This window comes from Agriterribacter sp., assembly GCF_035497235.1.
In the GTDB taxonomy this organism is placed as follows: domain Bacteria; phylum Bacteroidota; class Bacteroidia; order Chitinophagales; family Chitinophagaceae; genus Agriterribacter.
In genome coordinates this window covers 17,291-39,997 of the sequence record NZ_DATJEB010000049.1, presented here as the reverse complement: position 1 = coordinate 39,997, position 22,707 = coordinate 17,291, and the positions used below count along the sequence as shown (strand labels likewise).

Here is a 22,707-nt window from a genome sequence, read left to right as displayed (position 1 = left end):
TTCACTTTTGAAACGAAAATTATGTTGATCAGGAATCATAAAATTATTTCACTGTTTATGCTGCTTACGGTTCTGTTTTACGGCTGTAAGAAAGATGGTGATAAACTGCCTGTAAATAATGCGCCCATTCCCAGGATACTAACGTTTATACCCGAAAATGCAGCCCCGGGCGATTTACTTACAATCAAGGGCCTGAATTTTTCTGCCGACCGGGAAAAGAATATTGTCCGGTTTAATCAAACCATTGTTGCGGCTGAATCGGTTAGTGATACGGCAATTACAGTAATCATCCCTGAGTTAACTGCAAAAACAGCAGGCATTACCGTTAGAAGTAATGGCAAGATATCCAATAAGAAGAATCTGAATCTGGTGCAGATAAAAGTTTTTGCCGATGATTTTGAAAGAGATAATGTGCCGCTGGTAGGTAATTCGGCAGATCCTAATCCTTTAGGTGAACACTGGAAAATAGGAATAGGAAAATTTGCATTGGAAAATAAAAAACTGGCAACCCATGCAGCAGGGATGCAGGCATATATGTTTTACAGGCACCCCGAAGCGGATATGAAATCCGGTAATGGAAATTTCTTTAAGTTGTCAGCCGAGATCAACGTGTCTGCCGGGTCTTTCGGAGGTATTATTTTAAACGCCCAGGAAGATGGTAAAAGCTTTTATTTGTTGCGTATGAGTGGTACTTTGATGCAGTTTTTAAAGTCTGGCAGTGGCGGTCCCGAAACGGACCATTGGGTTTCTGTACTTATCAGCGGAGATTTTGAGGGGTTAGCCGCCGGCACAACGTATAAAGTGGAACTATCTTCGTCTACTCCCGGGCAGATCATATTAAAGGTTACAAATGTTAGTACCAATGGTTTGGTAATAAACCGTACAATTGAAGACAGTAATCCTTACACCGGTGGTGTTCCGGGCTTTTACTACTTTGGTTTAGCCAATCCCACCGATATCTATTTCGATAATATGACGCTGGAAATTCAATAAAATATTTATGTAACAGTTGCCCTGTAAATAAATACAGGGTAACTGTTATTATTTTTAAAATAAGCAAACATGAAACTCATTTTTAAAGCGTTGGGTTGTATGCTCCTGGCAGCCTGCAGTAATAAATTAAATACCGCTGTTGTTAACGAAAATGAACCGGAAACGCTTACCGCTGTTTCCCTGTTTACCGATAACCATTTTGAAAAAGGTTTTTTTTTAAAGGGTGATGTGAGTGGTATACCTTCGGCAGGCGAATCATTGTATCCCTTTGGCGGAGAAGGGCAAAAGCCTGTTTGGGAGCTGGCAGAATGGACAAGTAAATACCTGTTGCATCAAAGTAACATGGTAGAGAAAGACGGAACGAAATGGTATGAGAACAAAGGTAAACTGGTTTCGTTTAAGCGTGAGGGAAAGGATACACATATCCGCCTGGATGTAAAAGCCGCTGCGGAGTACGATCATCCGCGAAAAAATAATGAACCCTGGCCGCACCTGTTAATTGAACAGGAATTTCCAGTCAAACCATTGTTGAAAGACATGGAAAATCTGTTCCTCCATTTTGAGGGCAGATTGATAGATTGTGTATCAAAAATGCCTGCTGATACTTTTGACCCGGGATTACATAGTGCCCAGTTCCAGGTGTTTATTATTGTACAGAACCGCAATCAGCAATCACCTGAGTATGGGGATTATCTATGGTTTGGGGTTCCTTTTTATGATTACCGTCATAAACAACAGCAGGTATACGCTGCCCGGGATGTTGGCAAAGGTGATGCCACAGGTAAATTTATTTACAGCCTGGGTAATGCTGATTACATGAAAGGAAGCTTTCACGATAAGAAATGGATTAAGATAGAAAAAGACCTGAAGCCATTTATGCTGAAAGCGGTTACTATAGCCAAAGAACGGGGATACCTGGTAGGGTCATCGGTTGAGGAACTGGGTGTAACAGGAATGAACATTGGCTGGGAAGTACCGGGTATTTTTGATGCCGGGTTTGAATTTAAAGGATTTGATCTGATCTATACGCCTGTAAAAAACTAATAACGTACATGAACAATAAAGTATTTACATGGATCGCCTTTTTTGTTGTATTCCTGGTGCATGTATCTTTTGCGCAAACCAATACAGCAAATCCCGCCTGGGCCCGGTATATCAGTCTGCAGAACCATTTAACGCCATTCTGGAAAGCGGATACTATTTACAATGAGTCTGTTTTGCCTGTAGGAAGTGGTAATAACCATCCTGAAGCCCGTTTGTTATTCAAAGCAAAAAAAATTATTGCTATAAAGGACAGCTATTTGCAAAAGGAATATAAAAAAGGAAAAGACTGGAAATACCGCGATGGGAAAATTGTGCTTACCCGAAAATCGGCTATCCCCTATTTTACAAAGGACGAATTGTTTTTTACAGGCAAAAAAGCGGGTGTTTCTATGGAAAGTAACACTGCAGGGCATTTCGTTCTTTTTAGCGAGAGCGGGTTGTTACAGTCAAAACAATTGTCTGTAACTTATATTAAAGACCCCGGAAGCCGGTGGCAGGGAAAGCTTCCGGTATATGCAGAAGAGCAACTTCCCAATATTTTTTCAAAGCTAAAAACGGGTACGCCCGTAAATATTTTATTTTACGGTAATAGTATTGAAGCCGGTGCTAATTCAAGTATAACATTAAACAAGCCGCCTTTTTTGCCTACCTGGCCGGAAATGATTATTGAAAACTTACGCAGCAGATACGGAGGGAGCATTCAATATAAAAACAAATCCAAAGGCGGCATGCTGGCAAGCTGGGGCGTAGAAAATGCCAGCAGCTTATTAAATACAGAGAATCCAGACCTTGTGGTAATAGGGTTTGGCATGAACGATGGAACATTTAAGGTTGCGCCTGATGTATTTGCAGAACAGATTAAGCATATTATGCAGCAGGTAAAAACAGCGCATCCTTCGTGTGAGTTTATTGTAATTACTCCCATGCTTGCTAATCCTGATGCTATGCAGAGCAGAATTCAAAAAGAATATCAGCAACCGCTTTTACATCTGCAGCATACGGGTATTGCTATTGCCGACATGACGGCTATACATGAAGAACTATTGCGGCATAAAGCCTACCAGGATATGACCGGCAATAATGTTAACCATCCCAACGATTACCTTGCCCGGTGGTATGCGCAGGTAGTGAGCGCATTGCTGATCCCTTAATTATATGCAGGAACTGCCGTCAAAAAAATACCTGGCTCCTCCCTGTATTAAAATATTAATTAGCCCGATTAAGCCGCTTCTTAATTTTTCCTGTCCTATCTTTGCCCTGTTCCATTCATTTACGGCAACAAATTGAGGACATTTTCTACCATACTGCTTTTAACCATTATCTTTTTACAAACATTCAGCTCATTTGTAATCAGGGCAGATTATTTTTTTAACAAAAGCTATATAGCCGAAGTGCTTTGTATAAATAAAAGCAAACCCGAAACCCACTGTAACGGCAAATGCTACCTCGCAAAACAAATAGATAAGCAGGAAAAGCAGGATCAGCAGGCGCCAAACCCAAAATGGGAGAAGTTTGATATACAGCCTTTTTTCCTGCCCCGGTCCTTCACTTTTTCAAATGATGGTATGGCGCTCACGGCAACCTATCATACAGAACAGGATAAGCTCACCGTTTCCTTTCCACGCGCTATATTTCATCCCCCCTCGGTATAGTTTTCATTCCATGTGCTAATCGGTACATCTTCCTTGTATAAGGATGAAATATTATTTTACTTAAATTTTCTTTGGTATGACTAAGCCATTGTGCTTAACCGTGCTGTTAGTAATAGCAGTGCATATCCTGTATGCGCAAACAGCTATTGAGGGAAAAGTTATTGATGCAGCCACGCATCAGCCGCTGGGGGGTGTTACAGTTTCGGTTTTAAATGATCAGGCAAAAACAGTTACAGATAAAGAGGGAAATTTCAAACTGTATTCCGCTTCAAAACAGGATAGCATAAGATTTACTTCGGCGGGATATGAATCCAGCAGTATCCCGGTATTCAACCTGGCAAGCTTTGTTTTGCTAACGCCATCTTTCGCCAGCCTTAATGAAATTGTGGTTTCAGGCAGCAGGAGTGCCCAGCGGCGTACGGAAGTGCCCGTAGCTATTCATGTTATTTCCAAATCTGCCATAAATGATACAAAAGCCACCCGGCTTGATATGCTGGTCAATAAAATTCCGGGTGTATTTATGGTTGACCTGGGCAATGAACAGCATAGTATGGCCATGCGCCAGCCTATGGGTACAAAAAACCTGTTCCTGTATCTTGAAGATGGCATTCCGATACGGACCGTTGGCGATTTCAATCATAATGCGCTGATAGAAATTAACCAGGCATCACTCCAGCGTATAGAAGTTATAAAAGGCCCCGCCTCTTCATTATATGGAAGTGAGGCGGTAGGTGGCGCTATCAACTTTATAACGCAGGCGCCTTCTCCATTTTTGTCGGGGAAAATACAGGTGGAAGCAGGAAGCAGGGGTTATAAGCGTACGGATTTTAATATAAGCAATACACACAAAAAGCTGGGCTTATATGCAGGTGGTTATTATGCCCGCCAGGATGAGCCAGCCCGGGAGCATAATGATTTTGAAAAAACAGCGCTGACATGGAGAGCCGATTATGGGTTTAGCAACCGGTTAAAATTAACTGCCGTTGCTGACTACATTCGTTATAAAACAGATCAGAAAGGCGGTTTGGACAGTGCCCATTTTTACAGTAAGGATTATACCAGCTTTTACCGCTTCACCTATAGAAAAGTGGATGCCCTGCGCCTAAGAACTACGTTATATAAAGAATGGAATGATTATCATAAAACGAACCTTACCATTTTTTACCGGAACTCCGCAATTGGTCAAAACCCGTTCTATTCAATCAGCAATATAGCGGGCAATACGGCAAAGGCAAAAGGGCAAATTAATGAAGATGCTTTCAGCAGTTACGGCATGGTGTTGCAGCATACCGCGGCATTGAAGTTTGTAAATGCCAGGTTTATTTCAGGGGTAAGTATGGATTACAGTCCTGCCACTTATTATGCGCGGTTCACCGATATTGACCGGGATGCAAATGGGACGTATTATAACTATACCGCGGTAGACAGCTTGCTCACGCATTACAATGTGGATCTATTTAACAGCGCCATATATACGCAGCTGGAATATCGGCCAGCAGGAAAACTGAAAGTAGTGGCCGCTGCCCGTTACGACAGGCTGGATTACCGGTTCAATAATCATTTACTGCCGGGTGCATATACCGGTGCGCCGGATGCTACAGACCACTTCGATAATTTTACACCCAAATTAGGCATCACGTACGACTTTGGAAAAAATAAAGGTGCTTATATAAATTACAGCGTGGGGTTTGCCCCGCCCAATATTACCGACCTGTACAGCGGCGTTCAGGTACCCGTATTAAAAGCCGCCTCTTATCATAACTATGAAGCGGGAGGCTGGATGTCGTTTGCTACCGGTAAAGGATACGCGGAACTTTCTGTATACAAACTGAACGGTAAAAATGAAATGGTAAGCGTACGGCTTGCGGATGGTTTTTATCAGAATCAAAATACCGGAAAAACAAGCCACAAGGGTATAGAAGTAAATGTAAAATATACTCCTGTAAAAGATATAGCTATTCGTGCAGCGGGTTCTTATGCCGAACACAGGTACATTAATTATATACAGCAGGGAAAAGACTTTTCGGGTAACAGGATGGCGCAGGCGCCTGCTTATATCTATAATAGCGAAATTACCTACAGGCCCCGATATTGCAAAGGCTTCAGAATAGCAGCGGAATTGCAGGGTATGAGCAATTACTATACCGATCCTCAAAACACGGCTACGTATAAAGGATTTGCTGTTTTTAATATAAGGGCGGGCTATGGTTTCAGGGGATTTGAGCTTTGGACCAACTGCCTCAATGTTGCCAACAAGGTTTATGCGGTTACGGTGGAAAAAAGCGCCTATGGTACTGCTTACCGGCCGGGACAGTTAAGAACCGTAAATATCGGGCTGTCGTATAGTTTCAGTAATAAAGAGTAAACAGGGTTCAGGAATGAACCGCTGCTTTTCAAATTCAAAAACATGAAAAAGAAATTTTTATTCATAGCTGTGCTGTTTACCGCGTTTATATACGGATGTGAAACCGGCAATGGCACATCAGTTGTTACCGCTTCACAGGAAAAGCTGGCAGGTACAGCCCGGGGCTCCTGCCCTTATCTTACAAAAGACAACAACAATAATATTGTTTTAAGCTGGATTAAGAAAACGGGTACGGCCGCATCTGTTTTTTGTTATGCCGTGTCAATAGATGAAGGGAAAACCTTTGGCAGCCCCGTTGATATACCGGGCAGCCAGGATGTGCAGCCCCATGGCGAGAACATGCCTAAAGTAATTTTTAAACCATCCGGTGAGATCATTGCAGTATGGGGCGCCGCCAATCCCAATCCACAAAACGCGTATTCCGGATTAGTATATTACGCACAGTCGTTTAATAACGGTAAAACGTGGACGAAGCCAGTGCGTTTAACGAAGGATACCGCCAGTTTTGATCAGCGCTATTTTGATGTGGCCTTGTTGCCCGGTGGTGAAGCGGGCATTGTTTGGTTAGATAACAGGAAGCGGTCTGAAAAAGAAGGTTCGGGGCTATATTATGCTTTAACGAAAGGCAATAATGGGTTTGAAGAGGAGCGGTTAATCAGTGAGCCATGCTGCCAGTGCTGCCGTACAGATTTGTTTATTGATAAAGCGCAAAACATACACGTATTATACAGGGCAATTATTAATGACAGCATACGCGATATGGTACACATTATGTCTGCAGATGATGGTCACTCCTTTTCATCACCCAAAAGAATAAGTGCAGATAACTGGGTGATCAGTGGCTGTCCGCATACCGGTCCGGCAATGGCGGAAAATAAAAAGGGACTGCATTTTACCTGGTTTTCTGGCGGTACCGGCGCCGGCATTTTTTATAACAATGCGCTTAATAACGAACAATCTTTTTCAACCCGCAACAGTGTAAGCGGCAAGTACTCCAAACATTGCCAGATCACATCTCTTGCCAATGACGATATCGTGATTGTTTGGAATGAAAGTTTTCAGCAGGGCGAAAGCTTCAGTAGCAGAATTGGTATGGAAAGAAGGAATGCAGGCGGATATCCCGTTAACAAAGCATATATCACTCCGGAAAATAGTAATGCTTCATTCCCTGTTATATATCCAATTAATGCAAATAAGGCATTAATCGCTTATACGGAAAGAATAAAGGATAATGAATACGTTGCTTTTAAGCAGGTGATGCTGGAGTAAGGCGTCAGGTATCAGGTGTCAGGTTGGAAGACAGGGTTGCAACTTGTAATCTTGCTCCTTCTCACCATTCCCTGCACGGTTCTTCTTTTGCATTCAAAAACCGTATTCATTTTAGTTTATGTTTCTTTATTTGCTTCGCCATTGCTATGAAAGTCGAGTAAATAAGTAAATAAATTCATTTCACCCGGGATTTGAAGTTTTTTCCGGAGCCGGTAGCGGCTTATTTCAACGCCTCTTATGGAAATATTCATTAGTTGTGCCATTTCTTTGGTACTGAGATTCATACGCAGGTAAGCACATAATTTTAACTCGTTGGGGGTAAGATTGCTGTGCTTTTGCTTTAGGGCAACAAAAAAATCGTTATGGGCTTTGTCAAAGTGAACGGTGAACTGATCCCAAACCTCATCTGCTTTATCTTCTTCACCTAAGGTTTTGATCATTTTTTTCAGGATATCCAGCAATTGCTCCTCTTCTGTATTTTTAGTAAGGCGTGTCAGTTCATCTTTTATCCGGGTCATCAGTTCTCCTTTTTTTACCAGGTGCATAGTGGCCGATGCCATTTCCTTGTTCTTATGATGTATTTCGGCTTCAAGCTTTTCGTTGCGTAATCTCATAATTTCCTTATCGTTTTTTTCGAGCTCAAGCTGATGCAGGCTACGCAATTGCTTTTGTCTTTCTTCGTACCGCTGCTGCTGCCTTATGAATTTTTGTTTCTGCCGGATGTAAATCATATACAATCCATATGCCAGCACACAGGTATACAAAATATATGCCCACCAGGCCTGGTACCAGGGAGAAAGTATAACGAATGAATACATGTACACCGCCGATTGATCTCTCAGGTTGTTACGGGCCTTTACTTCAAAATGATAAGTACCTGCAGGAAGGTACACGTATTCTTTTTCTGTTTTATTACTCCATTCCGACCATTTATTATCATATCCCTTTAGCAGGCAACTGTATTCTATATTGGATTGCTGTTCATACAGCGGCGATGAAAACTCGAAATGAAATGAATTCCATTTGTATGAAACAACGGGTGTAATGTGCTGCTGTTGCGCTTCGTTAACTTTTTTAAAATAGCCGTTAAATAAAAGACTGTCTGTTGGACCAATGGCTATGGCTTTGCGCAACTGTACCTGTAATGCAGGATGATTACGTTTATACTTGGCGTAGTTAATGTGAAAATATCCCTTTTCCGACCCTACGAAAATATTGTGCTCATCTGCAGGGTATACCTGTTCAAACCCACTCACCAGCTTCCTGTTAAGCTCGCTGATATAAATGATACGGGGGGTGCCTGCCGAGTAATCTACTACACCAATATTTTTATCAAATACAAACCAGATATTGCCGGATGGGTCTTCTTTCAGGTAGCGTACAATAGTTTGTCCGAAAATCGGTTCAAAATACGCAGAGGGTTCAAATGTATCAGACTGTTCATTGTATTCGTATATGCCCTTTTCAGTGGTGGCTACAACCCGGTTCTTTACCTTAAAAATATAATTACCGTTAGTGGTTAGTCCCAAACCCTGTTTTTTACCATATGCTTTTACCAGGGGTTCGCCACTGGGCTGCAACTGTACCCTGTATATGCCTTTATAGGGGTGCGATACCCAAACGCTGTTACCAGAGACGGCTACGAAACGGGCCGACTCAAAATCGGCGTCAATATGCGCTTTGCTGAATTGCCCGTTTTGATAATTGTAAAATCGTATCCCATAATAAGTACCCGCTATCATAACAGGAGAAGGGAGCGTGGAATAAAAGGGTAAAAAAGCCCAGAAACCCGTACTATTATCATGAATAATGGTCTTGTTACCATTAACCTCGCGAAAGCCTTCATGATGACCTACCAGCAATTTCCCGTTAACCTCTGAAAGGTTCCATACCTGACCTCTGGTATTTTCAACCAGTTTAAAACTGCCTTTTACAAAGCTCAGGTCTTCATTTTCATTCAAAGCCGCCTGGTACAATCCATTGGTAGTGGCAATGTATAAATGTTTATTGTGAATAATGGAGGAATAACCTGCTCCCCCGCTATAGATATCCGGAAAGATATGTTTGATGGCGCTGTTATAGGCAATAAAATCAATACCGTGGTCAAGTCCCAGCCAAAGGTTTTTGTGCTTATCCGGGAAAATACTCAATACGTTATTATTCTGCAATCCTTCCAGGGTAGAAAACTGCTGAATGATACTACCTTTTTTATCTATGATGATGCAGCCCTTTGTGGTGGTGGCAAGGGCATAGTGAGTTTTGTCAATAGCAGTGGCACTGTATATATTATATTCCGCAATTTTTTTAAGCGCGGGTGATGCAACCGGGGTGAGGCGGTTTTTAGTGTACAGATATATGCCATGTTTTAAACTGGTTATGAAAGTGCTGTCTTTCCCGGCAGGCAACACCGCAGTAACCAGGAAGCCGGGAGGCAGGGTTGCTTTGTCTGCAACCGGAGTCCATACATCTTTCCCGAACTTAAGTATGCCTGTTTGAAAGTCCTGCGCTATAAAAAGGTCTGTTGTGGCTCCCATAAATAGCCAGTTGGCAGACGGGTATACTGTAATGCTGCTGTCTGAGAGCTGAAATATTTGTTTATTAGAACGGAAAAACACCTGCTTACCCCTGCATATAATATCCCATACATCGGCAAAAGACCTGTTCTGCTCAGGAATAATATTTTTCAGGGAGTGATAAGTAAGTGTACCCGCCCTGTCAGGTGAAAAATAACCGATTTCATCCTGCCCTCCTGTGTATATATTATTATCAGTACCGATGGCTATGGAGCGAACAATTGTTTTGTTAGGGAGGGGGTATATATTCCAGTAGTTTCCATCAAAACTTAAAAGACCCTCATTATTGGCAAAATAAAGAAGTCCGTTTACATCCTGGCAAATGTCCCAGTTTTGGGTACCTGCCTTATAAACTTGCTTCGAATAATTGATAATATCCGGAAGTCCAATGGTATTTTGACAAGCTCCCCATGCACATAACTGCAAAGTAAAAATCAACGCAAACGTTTGCTTCATATTAGCAAAAAGTTAAAACTAAGTTAAGAAAAAATACTTAGATGTATTATTGAAGTGGGTATTTATTGCGAAACTAAGGGGTATGATGTAGTAGTGATGTAGGAGGAAAGTTGACTTTTGCTTTTCTATTACGCTAATTTTAATTTGTTAATATTATTATAAATATTTTTTGCTTCAGGCTTCCACCTCTGTAACCACAAAAAAACGATTTGCTTATGAATTTTAAATTCCCCCGCTTTTTATGGCCGACTATTCTTTCATGTCTGTCAAACTTATTCATCCTAAACATAAGTATTAAACAGCTATGGTTTAAACATAATAATATATGATTAGATCAATGGTTCTGTTAATGTTGGCGGGTATTCCCTTTTATATACAGGCACAATATAAAAAATTGATTTGGGCAGATGAATTTGAATATTCCGGCTTGCCCGATAGCGCCAAATGGAGTTATGATACCGGTAATCATGGATGGGGAAATAACGAACTACAGTATTATACCGCGAAAAGAAAGGAGAATGCCCTGGTAAGCAACGGCATATTAAGCATAAAAGCAATTAAGGAAGATTATAAAGAGGCAAAATTTACTTCTGCCCGGCTGGTTTCAAAAAACAAGGGCGACTGGAAATATGGCAGGATAGAAGTTAAGGCAAAAATGCCTCAGGGAAGGGGGTTATGGCCTGCCATATGGATGCTGCCTACAGACTGGGAATATGGAGATTGGCCGAAAAGCGGGGAGATAGATATTATGGAGCATGTAGGGTATTTGCCGGACTCGGTATTTGGAACAGTGCATACCGCCGCCTATAATCACATGACCGGCACGCAAAAAACCAAAAGTGTGTTCAGGAAAAATCTGGCGTCTGCATTTCATGTGTATGCGATGGAATGGGATGAGGATCGCATCCGGATATTTATTGATAAGGAACAATATTTTGAATTTGCCAATGAAAAGCAAAGCAGCAGAGAATGGCCCTTCAACAAAAGGTTCCACCTGCTGCTGAATATTGCAGTTGGTGGTAACTGGGGAGGAAAGATGGGTGTTGATGAATTTGTTTTTCCCCAAACAATGGAAGTGGATTATGTGCGGGTTTACCAGTAAGTGAAAGCGCAATTACTTAAAATTCAGGTTTCCTGCACATCCGGGAAGCAGCTTTTACTGATCTGTACAGCGTTGTGTTATTTATATTTTAAAATAAAACCAAAAACATGAAGCTTGCAAAACTAACTCCCCGGTTAGCAAGGATACTATTCCTTGCCTGGATGCTGCTGGGCAGCACCTTTTTATTTTCCCAGGAACGAAAAATCTCCGGTAAAGTTACCAACAGTATAGGGGGACAACCTATACCAGGCGCTACTATTAACATTAAAGGATCAAAGGTTGCCACTATTTCTGACCAGGAAGGTACTTTTGCCATTACTGTTCCAAATGATAAGGCTACACTTATCATTACTTCGGTAGGATTTGATCTTACAGAGATTTCAGTAAGCGGAAAGAATTTTCTTGAAATAGCATTAAAAGAAAAACCAGGTGCTCTTGATGAAGTGATCGTTACAGGATATGCTACCCAGAAGAAAAGAGATCTTACGGGTTCCGTAGCAGTAGTAGATGTGGCGGATATGGTAAAACAGCCTACCGCAGATGTTCCCAATTTATTACAGGGCAGGGCCGCCGGTGTAAATGTAATAAGTTCCGGTTCGCCTGGAGAAGCGCCCCAAATTAGAATCCGAGGCACCAATACTTTTGGTAATAATTCCCCACTGTATGTGGTGGACGGCGTGCCTACGGAAAATATTAATGATATTAACCCTAATGATATCGGCAGTATCCAGGTATTGAAAGATGCAGGCGCGGCTTCTATTTATGGCTCCCGTGCTTCAAACGGAGTACTGATCATCACTACGAAGAAAGGAAAAGGTAAAATAAGGGTATCGTATGATGGGTATTATGGTGTACAGGTTCCCAAAAGTGGCAATGTTTGGGACATACTTTCACCACAGGAAATGGCTGAGGTTAAATGGAAGGCTTTGGCAAACACATTTTACAGTTTATACCCCGATAGTACAATGAGCTATAGCGATGGATTGTATGGCACCGGTGCTGCGCCTGTTCTTCCGGATTATATTGCTCCCGCAGGATTGAAAGAAGGCGATCCGGGCGTTGACCAATCTAAGTATAATGTTAACCCCAATTATACAAGCTCAGATGAATATGCCACGTTTTACAGAATTTCTAAAGCGAATAAGGCAGGAACAGACTGGTATCACGAAATATTTAAAAATGCCCCAATTACAAGTCATAATATCAGTGTTTCAGGAGGAGGAGACCAGGGAAATTACCTGATGTCATTTAATTATTTCAACCAGCAGGGAACGCTGATCAAAACTTATAATAAAAGATATACCATCCGCTCTAACGCCCAGTACAATGTCACAAAAAACATACGGGTAGGCGAAAACCTGTCATATTCAGTAATAGATAATCCGCGCATAACCATATTGAGTGAAGGCAATGCAGTAAGTATGGCCTATCGTCAGCAGCCTATTGTTCCGGTGCATGATATTATGGGTAATTATGCAGGCAGCTTTAGTACAAATGGCGCTCAATTAGGCCAGGCTGTAAATGCTGTAGCTCAGCGGGAGCGCACGACAAATAATAAAGGGCTGGGTTACCGATTATTTGGAAATGTGTTTGCAGAAATAGATCTTTTTAAAGATTTCACCGTAAGAAGCAGCTTCGGTGGAGAGAATTATTCATTCAGAGGTCGTTGGTTTAATTATCCAACTTATGAAAATGCAGAGAATAGTAATTCGAATTCTTATTCAGAAAATGGGGGTACTGGTTATAACTGGACCTGGACGAATACTATAACCTACCACCATACTTTTGGAAGTCATGATATAAAAGTTGTTGCAGGTACTGAAGCATACAATAATACCGGTAATTATTTTGAAGGCAACACCAAGGATTATTTTTCTTTTGACCCTAATTACACTACGCTTGGCACTGGTGCGAGTGATCCTACACATACTTCCAGCAGGTATGCAGATGCGCTTACTTCTTTAATAGGTCGTATTGATTATAGCTATATGGGTAAATACCTGCTGAGCGGAACCATACGCAGGGATGGCTCTTCAAAGTTTTTGAATCATACCTATGGTGTTTTTCCTGCCATCAGTGCCGGCTGGCGTATCTCAGACGAAAATTTCATGAAAAGTATTACCTGGCTAACGGATTTAAAAATTCGCGGTAGCTGGGGCATTATGGGCAATCAGTTCAACGTTAGCTCCGGCAATTCATTTACTACTTATGATTCTGATAAAGGGTCTTCTTTTTATGATATCAATGGAACAAGTAACAGCATTGTTCAGGGTTTTCGTCAACTTCAGATTGGCAATCCTGATGCGAAATGGGAAAGCGATATTAATGCAAACATTGGTTTTGATGCGGTATTCTTCAATGGAAAACTGGACCTTACCGTTGATTATTACCGCAAAGACATTAATGATCTGTTGTTTAACCCCAACCTTCCGGGTACTGCAGGTGCTGCAGGCGTTCCTTATGTGAATGCAGCCCAGATGAAAAATGCCGGATTCGATATTTCCGCAGGTAGTCATTTTGATGTGGGCACGGATTGGAAATTTGATCTGACAGCAAACTTTACGACCAACAAAAATGAAATACTAAGGGTGTCGGATGGTATTGATTATTTTGACGGACAAAGCCGTCGCTTTAATGGTAGCGCTATTATAAGAAACCAGGTAGGGCACCCTGTAAGTTCATTTTATGGATATGAGATTGTAGGGTTCTGGGATTCCCAGGAAGAGATAGATGCGGCTAATATTGAAGCCCAGAAAGCTACTAATAACCCTGATGCTGTATTCCAGACTGATGCCGGAATAGGAAGGTTTCGTTATAATGATTTTGGGAAAGGGATTGTAACACCTGCAAGCAGAACATTCCTGGGAAATCCTGTTCCTAAGTTTACTTATGGATTAAACATAGGTGTAAGTTACAAACAATTTGATTTGAGTGCCTTCTTCTACGGTGTTTCAGGCAACAAAATATGGAACCAGGTAAGATGGTGGACCGATTTCTACCCTTCTTTTGGTGGTGGATTAAGTAAAACAGCAATGTACGATTCATGGACTCCGGATCATCAGGATGCAAAAGCGCCCATACTTGAAAATTCGGGAAACTTCAGCAACACGAGCGTTCCCAATTCTTATTTCGTTGAAGATGGTTCTTATTTCAGACTTAAGAATATGCAAATTGGCTATACGCTGCCCGCTTCTTTATTGGAAAAAGCCGGTATAAGCAGGGTAAGAATATATGTGCAGGGCGCCAATCTGTTTACCATTACTAAATATACAGGCATTGATCCGGAAGTTGGGGTTAGCCAGGAGGGTGGCGACAGAAGAAGTGTTGAACTGGGTATTGATGAGGGCGCCTATCCGTCACAAAAGCAATTTCTTTTTGGCTTAAATGTGACGTTCTGATAACATTATCTATTATTTTAAAACTGAGTAAGATGAAAGGAATACAATGTAAAATCATGCTTTTTTTGCTGCTGTCAATGGGAGGGATCCTGTATTCATGCAGCAAAAGTTTTTTAGACAAACCGGCATTGGGCGCATTAAGTGAAGACGTACTGGCTAATAAGAGGGGAGTAATGGGGCTTTTAGTGGGAGCGTATGCAGCTTTGGATGGACAAAATGTAGGTGGTGGAACCTGGGAATCATCTCCGGACAACTGGATTTACGGAAGTGTTGCAGGCGCCGATGCGCATAAAGGAAGCTGGTCGGGCGACCAGCCTCCCATTGACCTTATTGGTACAGGAAAATCTGATCCGAGCAATGGATTTTTTAATGCAAAATGGAGAGCAGACTATGAAGGGATTGCCCGTTGTAATTCTGTTTTGCGTATGGTAGAAAAAGCAACAGATATATCGGATGCTGAGAAACAGATATTTATTGCAGAGGCACGTTTTTTAAGAGCGCACTATTATTTTGATCTGAAAAAGATGTTTAACATGGTGCCTTACGTAGACGAACTAACTGAAGATTTGAAAATACCAAATGATCAGGATATTTGGCCAAAGATTGAAGATGATTTTAATTTTGCCTATACCCATTTAAATGAGACAGCTCCTGCAGTTGGAAGAGCTAATAAATGGGCCGCTGCTGCATATTTAGGTAAAACTTATTTGTATGAAAAAAAATACACTGAAGCTATTACCATCTTTTCCGATGTAATCAACCAGGGTAAAACTTCAAAGGGAGAATCCTATGGCTTGTTCGATAATTTCGCAGATAACTTTGATCCGGCACATAAAAATGGCAAGGAATCGGTATTTGCTGTTCAGATGTCGGCAAAAGATGGATCAGGCGGTATCAGTAATGCCAATGCGGGCGATATGCTGAACTTTCCTTATGGAGATAGTCCCTTCGGATGTTGCGGATTTTATCAGCCCTCCGTAGACCTTGTGGATTCTTACCGTACGGATGCCAGCGGGCTTCCTTACATAGACAATTATAATTCAACTGTTGTAACCAACGATATGGGTATTTCGTCAGACTCCTCCTTTACTCCCTATGGCGGTACGCTTGACCCCCGGTTAGACAGAACTGTTGGCCGCAGGGGAATACCTTACCTTGACTGGGGTAACCATCCTGGTCAAAAATGGATCCGTGATCAAAACTATTCAGGTCCTTATGCTCCCAAGAAAAATATCTTCCCCCAGAAAACTGCCGATGAATACTGGGATAAGTCATCATGGGCGCCCGGATCAGCTATCAATATAAACATTATTCGTTTTGCGGATGTTTTATTAATGGCTGCCGAAGCAGAAGCCCAGGCGGGATCTTTAGATAAAGCGCTGGAGTATGTAAACGAAGTAAGAAACAGGGCAGCTAAGCCTGAAACTTTTGTTTATAAGTATATAGATCCTTCAAGCCCATTGGACGGAGTTACTACCACGCCTGCGGCAAATTATAAGATTAATCCTTATGCTGATGGCACATTTACGAGTAAAGAGGTGGCGCTAAAGATGATTTATTTTGAGCGAAAACTTGAGTTGGCGATGGAAGGGCATCGTTTTTTTGACCTGGTACGGTGGGGTATTGCTGCAACAACCCTGAACACCTATTTTACATTTGAAAAACAATTTGCTGCTGATGTTCAAAGTGGCGTTTTCACTGCTAATAAAAATGAATATTTCCCTATACCTCTGGAACAGATTGACCTGAGCGTTAAAGATGGCACACCCACCCTTACCCAAAACAGCGGTTATTAATCGTTGCTGGTAAACATTCAACAAGGAGGCATTTGTTTTTTAATAAATAAATGCTTCCTTTTTATATTTGATTTGGGATTATTTTAAAATACAGAAGTATGTTATTCGCCCGTTCTCTTACCCTTTGCCTCATCAGTACCGGTCTGTTCTTTTCCTGCGCCTCAAAAAAACAAAGCTTATTCCGGCTGTTACTGCCTGATCAGTCGGGCATTCATTTTTCCAATACTATTTCGGAAAACGATAGCATTAATATTCTTGATTATGAGTATGTGTATAATGGCAGCGGCGTAGGTATTGGCGATTTTAATAAAGACGGATTGCCTGATATTTATTTTGCCGGTAATATGGTGCGTAATCGCTTATACCTAAACCGGGGAAAAATGAAGTTTGAGGATATTACCAAACAAGCGGGTACAGATGGACAGGGCAAATGGTGTACAGGCGTGGCCGTAGCGGATATTAATGCAGATGGGTGGCCGGATATTTATGTTTGCGCATCACGAAGCAGTGATCCGCTACAACGCAGGAATATGCTCTATGTTAACAAGGGGGTTGATAAAAACGGCTTCCCTGTATTTAATGAAGAAGCCGAACGATATGGGCTGGCAGATACCAGCTACGCTACCCAGGCTGCTTTTTTTGATTATGACAATGATGGCGACCTGGATATGTATTTGCTGATCGCTGATAAAATACCGAAAGGCAGTTATCCCAATAAATATCGTCCCAAAAACAGAAAGGAAGCACAGTTCAACACAGATAAGCTTTTTCGCAATGATGACATTGGCAGTGATGGCGTTCCCCGGTTTACCGATGTAAGTTTTGAAGCGGGTATAAATCTTGAAGGATATGGGTTGGGTGTAAATATTGCCGATATTAATAATGATGGCTGGAAAGATATTTTCGTAAGTAACGATTACATCACCACCGACCTGCTGTGGATCAATAATAAAAACGGAACCTTTACCGATAAAGCCGCGGAATACTTTAAGCATACCAGTTATTCCGCAATGGGCAATGATGTAACAGATATTAATAATGACGGATTGGCCGACATTATAGAATTAGATATGAACCCTGAAGATAATTACCGGAAGAAGACGATGCTTAACCCCAACAATTATCAGAACAACCAGTATTTTGATTATTACAATTACCAGTATCAGTATGGCAGAAACACGCTTCAGCTAAACAGGGGAAACCGGGTACTGCAAAACGACAGCATCGGTGATCCCATATTTAGTGAGATCGGCTTTTTTAGTGGTATAGCAGAAACAGACTGGAGCTGGGCACCTTTGGTAGCTGATTTTGATAATGATGGCTGGAGGGATATTATTATTACCAATGGCTTTCGTAAAGATATTTCCGATCACGACTTTATCACTTATCGCGATAAGGCTTCTTCCATTGTTTCAAAACAACAATTGCTTGACCAGATACCAGAAGTGAAGATACCTAATTACGCTTTTCGGAATAATGGTAATCTCAGGTTTACCAACGTGTCAGATACATGGGGCTTGGGATTACCCTCTTATTCAAATGGCGCAGCATACGCCGACCTGGATAATGACGGCGATTTAGACTGTGTGATGAACAATATTAATGACAGCGCTTTTGTATTCCAAAATACACTTAACAATAATGCCGGTAGCCAGTTCAATCATTATTTACAGCTAAAATTTGAAGGACTATACCCTAACCCTGATGGCATCGGGGCAATAGTTCATTTATATTACGATTCAAACAAAACGCAGGCGTATGAGCATACGCCTTACCGGGGATACCTGTCTTCAGTAAGTACGATTGCGCATTTCGGACTGGGAAATTATACAGGTATTGATTCGTTAGTGGTCATATGGACTAACGGTAAAAAACAAACGCTGCATTCTGTAAAAGCTGATCAGTTACTAATTCTCCGGGAGGAGCGTGCCGTTGAAGAACATATTTTTTTACAGCCGTTGCTAACTCAACATACTTTATTTAAAGACATTACCGATTCGCTGGGCATCAACATACTGCACCATGAAGATGATTTCCTGGATTTTAATATTCAAAAACTCCTGCCGCATAAACTTTCGGAGTACGGACCCGGCTTAGCAGCCGCAGATATAAATGGCGATGGATTAGATGATGTGGTAATGGGCGGCGCTTTTGGCTATAGCACCACAATATTACTGCAGCAACCTGATGGCAGGTTTTTAAAAAAGGAACTCATTGCCGGGGCAACACAGCAAACAAAGCGGCAGGAAGATATGGGCATCCTGCTGTTTGATGCGGATAATGATTACGACAATGATTTGTACATCAGCAGTGGCAGTTATGAATTTACGCCAGGCAGTGAAAATTGCAGGGACAGGCTATGGATCAATGACGGCAATGGAAATTTTAAAATGGATACCATTGCGTTGCCCAATAACTTTACCAGTAAATCCTGCGTAAGGGCCGCCGACTTTGACCATGATGGTAAGCTGGATATTTTTGTGGGAGGAAGGGTTAGTCCCCGGGAATATCCAAAACCTGTTTCTTCTTTTATATACCGCAACGATTCCGGAAAAGACAGGGCTAAGTTCACAAACGTGACGGCGTTCGTTGCAAAAGATTTAATTGATATTGGATTAGTAACAGACGCTGTGTGGACGGATTTTGATAATGATGGCTGGGTTGATCTTATAATAACCGGCGAATGGATGCCCGTAATTTTTTTGAAAAATGAAAAGGGAATATTTAAGAACATAACTGCTTCAACAGGTATTGCACATCAAAAAGGCTGGTGGAACAGTATTATGTCCGGCGATTTTGATAATGACGGCAATATGGATTATGTACTCGGCAACCTGGGTCTCAATTCCTTTTACCGGGCAAGTGAAAAAGAGCCGGTTCGGGCGTATGGGAAAGACTTTGATTATAATGGAAATTATGACGCCTTGCTTTCACTGTATTTACCCGGCTATAATGCCAATAGCGCAAGAAAAGAATTTCCGGCACAAACACGCGATGATCTTATGCGGCAGATGATAGAGATGAGAGCCAAGTTCAGAACCTATGATGCTTTTGGAAGCGCTGATTTTAGTAAGTTGCTTTCTCCCGAACAACTTACAGACGCTGTGGTGCTGGAAGCCAATACTTTTGCCAGTTGTTTCATGCACAATAAAGGCAATGGTAAATTTGAGTTGATACCACTTCCTGTTGAAGCGCAGCTATCATATATAAATGGCGTGGCAGCCGATGATTTTGACGGAGACGGCAATCTTGATATCGTAGTAAATGGGAACGATTATGGCACAGAAGTATCTGTGGGAAGATATGACGCCATGAACGGTCTTTTTTTAAAAGGGAAAGGGAACCGGGAATTTAGTACGCTTAAGATTTCAGAAAGTGGCATCTTCCTTACCGGTAATGAAAAATCATTGATAAAACTTAAAACTGCTTCCGGCCAGTATCTTCTTATAGCAGGGCAAAATAAAGGTCCGTTAACGGCTTTGTTATGTAAAAACATCCTACGTTTAGTATCTGTTCATTCCAATGACCAATATGCTATTGTAAAATTGAAGAATGGAAAGTTGCGTAAAGAAGAATTTAACTACGGAGCTTCTTTTCTTTCCCAATCCTCAAGGTTTTTAACCATAAACGATCAGGTTACCGAGGTAATTATTTTTAATAACAAAGGAGAAAGCAGGAAGGAATAATGTTTTACCTGAAGGAATGAAAGTTCAGACCCGGGCATATAAGCAAACTGCCTTTTCACTCCCTGCCTTTCTTCTTTTTAATACCCCGTTGTTTTCAATCTGCTGCCCGCCCAGCTATTCACTATTCAGCACCAACTGGTATAATTCCACCTGAAAGGCTTATTTTAGGGGCAGAAATAAGCGTATACTGTTATCACAAATAAAAACCCCGCAATATGAGTCATGCCATTATAAAAGACCTGTCCATTACTTCTTCGCCCGTTTCAGATTTTGTAAAATGGCCATCTACACCTTCCGGGTGGGAGCCATACAAACTTTCGAAGGAACAGGTAGATTTTTTTAATGAATATGGTTATGTCAGCGGCATCAAATTGCTTGATAGCCAACAGGTTGAACAACTGAATAAGGAATTGGCTGAAATAACTGACCCGGCTCACCCGGGTAACAGGCTTTTTCATGAATTTCATTCCAACGAATCAGCAGACCCCGATACAGTATTATTCCATGCATTGGGGCATTGGCGCATAACGCCCGGCTTTCACGATGTACTCTGGAATCCGGCTTTTGTAATGGCCGCAAGCCAGTTATTTGGCAACGCGGCGGTAAGGTTCTGGCACGACCAGCTTTTTTGCAAGCCGGCTCACCATGGCGGCGTAGTGGCCTGGCACCAGGATTATTCTTACTGGACACGAACCGGCCCTATACAGCATCTTACCTGCTGGACTGCATTAGACGATGCCACCACGGAAAACGGTTGCTTATATTATATACCGGGTAGTCATAAATGGGGTTTGCTCAAAAAGCCCGAGCTGGCAGGAGAAATGAACGGGCTGATGCAGTTTTTAACAGAAGCGCAAAAAACAGCCTTTAAACCTGTACCCATTGAATTAAAAGCCGGTTATGCCACTTTCCATCACCCGCTAATGGTGCATGGTTCTTATGAGAACCGGTCGAACCGGTCAAGAAGGGCTTTTGTACTCAATGTATTTAAGGAAGGCACCTTATCCAATACCGATGAAGAACTCCTGCAGGGCGTACCTGTTGTGGGTAAAGGCAAAAAAATGGAGGGGCAGTTCTTCCCCCTGCTCTTTGATCCGGCAGTTATCGGTTAATAGCTTTTAGTATGCTAAAGGAAGCAATAGCGCAACTGGCTAAAGACGTGCATCAAACGGTAATCAATAACCGAAGATATTTGCATGCACATCCCGAATTGTCATTTCAGGAACATCAAACCGCTGCCTTTGTAAAAGCGCGGCTCAGCGAACTGGGTATACCCTGGAACGCGGTAGCCGGCACAGGCGTGGTGGCGCTTATAAAGGGGGAGCTGCCGTGTAACAGGGTAGTTGCCCTGCGTGCCGACATGGACGCCCTGCCCATTACGGAGACTAATACTGTAGATTATGCCTCACAGTATAAGGGCGTTATGCATGCCTGCGGGCATGATGCCCATACCTCGTCCCTTTTGGGCACAGCAGCTATATTATATTCCCTGAAAAGCAAATTTGGCGGAACAGTAAAGCTTATCTTCCAGCCCGGTGAGGAAAAGCTTCCCGGTGGCGCCAGCCTGATGATCAAAGAAGGGGTATTGGATAATCCCAAGCCAAACGTGGTAATCGGGCAGCATGTAATGCCTTCCATTGAATGCGGTAAAATAGGCATACGCAAAGGAAAGCTCATGGCTTCAATGGATGAACTGCTGGTAACGGTAAGGGGTAAAGGCGGTCACGGGGCGCAGCCTCACCAGAATATTGACCCTGTTTTGATCGCTTCACATATTATTATTGCCCTGCAGCAAATTGTAAGCCGTATAGCCAACCCCAATAATCCAACGGTTTTGTCATTTGGAAAAGTTGTGGCCGATGGCGCTATTAATATCATTCCTGATACAGTGCGTATGGAAGGCACATTTCGTACATTAAATGAGCAGTGGCGCAGCGAAGCGCATGTGCAAATGAAAAAAATAGCGGAAGGCATTGCGGAAAGTATGGGTGGTAGTTGTGCATTTATGATTAACCGCGGATACCCCTTTCTCATTAACGAAGAAAAGCTAACGGAAGCGGTGCGGCTGTTTGCCGGCGCCTACCTGGGTGAGGAAAATATTATTGATGTGGATACCTGGATGGCTTCGGAAGACTTTGCCTGTTATTCCCAGTTAGCAGATAGCTGCTTTTATTTTCTGGGCGTTGGCAATGCGCAAAAGAAAATCCATTCCGCGCTTCATACGCCGGCATTTAATATTGACGAAAACGCGCTGGCGCTCAGTACCGGGCTCATGGCTTACATAGCGGTACGGCAACTGGGCTTTGCCGCTGAGACTATTTAAAAACCATCACTATTACTTATTTTGTAATGAATGGCACAGCAGATGCGCAG

The 22,707-nt window shown here is 42.1% G+C and carries 13 protein-coding genes; 12 read left to right on the top strand and 1 reads right to left on the bottom strand.

The genetic code is table 11. The features are described 5' to 3' along the window. Positions 1-21 precede the first annotated feature (21 nt). The 6 genes from VL121_RS16375 to VL121_RS16350 all read left to right on the top strand — a co-directional run bounded on the left by VL121_RS16375 (position 22) and on the right by VL121_RS16350 (position 7,323). Positions 22-993, top strand: a complete 972-nt coding sequence (locus VL121_RS16375; RefSeq protein ID WP_325407305.1) for an IPT/TIG domain-containing protein — start codon at positions 22-24, stop codon at positions 991-993. A gap of 69 nt (positions 994-1,062) precedes the next feature. Further along, positions 1,063-2,037 (top strand): hypothetical protein, encoded by a 975-nt coding sequence (locus VL121_RS16370; RefSeq protein ID WP_325407303.1) that lies wholly within the window; start codon positions 1,063-1,065, stop codon positions 2,035-2,037. Between the two features lie 8 nt (positions 2,038-2,045). Then, positions 2,046-3,188, top strand: a complete 1,143-nt coding sequence (locus tag VL121_RS16365; RefSeq protein ID WP_325407301.1) for an SGNH/GDSL hydrolase family protein — start codon at positions 2,046-2,048, stop codon at positions 3,186-3,188. A 132-nt stretch (positions 3,189-3,320) separates the two neighbouring features. Then, entirely contained in the window at positions 3,321-3,689 is a 369-nt protein-coding gene (locus VL121_RS16360; protein WP_325407299.1) for a hypothetical protein, read from the top strand. Between the two features lie 76 nt (positions 3,690-3,765). Continuing rightward, positions 3,766-6,054, top strand: coding sequence for a TonB-dependent receptor (locus tag VL121_RS16355; protein ID WP_325407297.1), 2,289 nt, complete (start codon positions 3,766-3,768; stop codon positions 6,052-6,054). Positions 6,055-6,096: 42 nt separating this feature from the next. Further along, positions 6,097-7,323, top strand: a complete 1,227-nt coding sequence (locus VL121_RS16350) for a sialidase family protein (RefSeq protein ID WP_325407295.1) — start codon at positions 6,097-6,099, stop codon at positions 7,321-7,323. 116 nt (positions 7,324-7,439) lie between these two features. Here the strand turns inward: VL121_RS16350 and VL121_RS16345 are convergent, their stop codons facing one another. Then, positions 7,440-10,352, bottom strand: a complete 2,913-nt coding sequence (locus VL121_RS16345) for a two-component regulator propeller domain-containing protein (protein ID WP_325407293.1) — start codon at positions 10,350-10,352, stop codon at positions 7,440-7,442. 325 nt (positions 10,353-10,677) lie between these two features. Here VL121_RS16345 and VL121_RS16340 point away from each other — a divergent pair, with 325 nt between their 5' ends. The 6 genes from VL121_RS16340 (at position 10,678) to VL121_RS16315 (ending at position 22,657) form a co-directional block, all read left to right on the top strand. Then, the gene (locus VL121_RS16340) at positions 10,678-11,454 is read left to right on the top strand and encodes a glycoside hydrolase family 16 protein (RefSeq protein ID WP_325407291.1); all 777 of its coding nucleotides are present in this window, start codon (positions 10,678-10,680) and stop codon (positions 11,452-11,454) included. A 107-nt stretch (positions 11,455-11,561) separates the two neighbouring features. Continuing rightward, positions 11,562-14,852 (top strand): SusC/RagA family TonB-linked outer membrane protein, encoded by a 3,291-nt coding sequence (locus VL121_RS16335; RefSeq protein ID WP_325407289.1) that lies wholly within the window; start codon positions 11,562-11,564, stop codon positions 14,850-14,852. Positions 14,853-14,884: 32 nt separating this feature from the next. Beyond that, the gene (locus VL121_RS16330) at positions 14,885-16,648 is read left to right on the top strand and encodes a RagB/SusD family nutrient uptake outer membrane protein (RefSeq protein ID WP_325407287.1); all 1,764 of its coding nucleotides are present in this window, start codon (positions 14,885-14,887) and stop codon (positions 16,646-16,648) included. 98 nt (positions 16,649-16,746) lie between these two features. Continuing rightward, the gene (locus tag VL121_RS16325; RefSeq protein WP_325407285.1) at positions 16,747-20,334 is read left to right on the top strand and encodes a VCBS repeat-containing protein; all 3,588 of its coding nucleotides are present in this window, start codon (positions 16,747-16,749) and stop codon (positions 20,332-20,334) included. A gap of 215 nt (positions 20,335-20,549) precedes the next feature. Next, positions 20,550-21,446 (top strand): phytanoyl-CoA dioxygenase family protein, encoded by an 897-nt coding sequence (locus VL121_RS16320; RefSeq protein WP_325407282.1) that lies wholly within the window; start codon positions 20,550-20,552, stop codon positions 21,444-21,446. Between the two features lie 11 nt (positions 21,447-21,457). Next, positions 21,458-22,657, top strand: coding sequence for a M20 metallopeptidase family protein (locus tag VL121_RS16315; protein ID WP_325407280.1), 1,200 nt, complete (start codon positions 21,458-21,460; stop codon positions 22,655-22,657). The last annotated feature ends 50 nt before the right edge of the window (positions 22,658-22,707 follow it).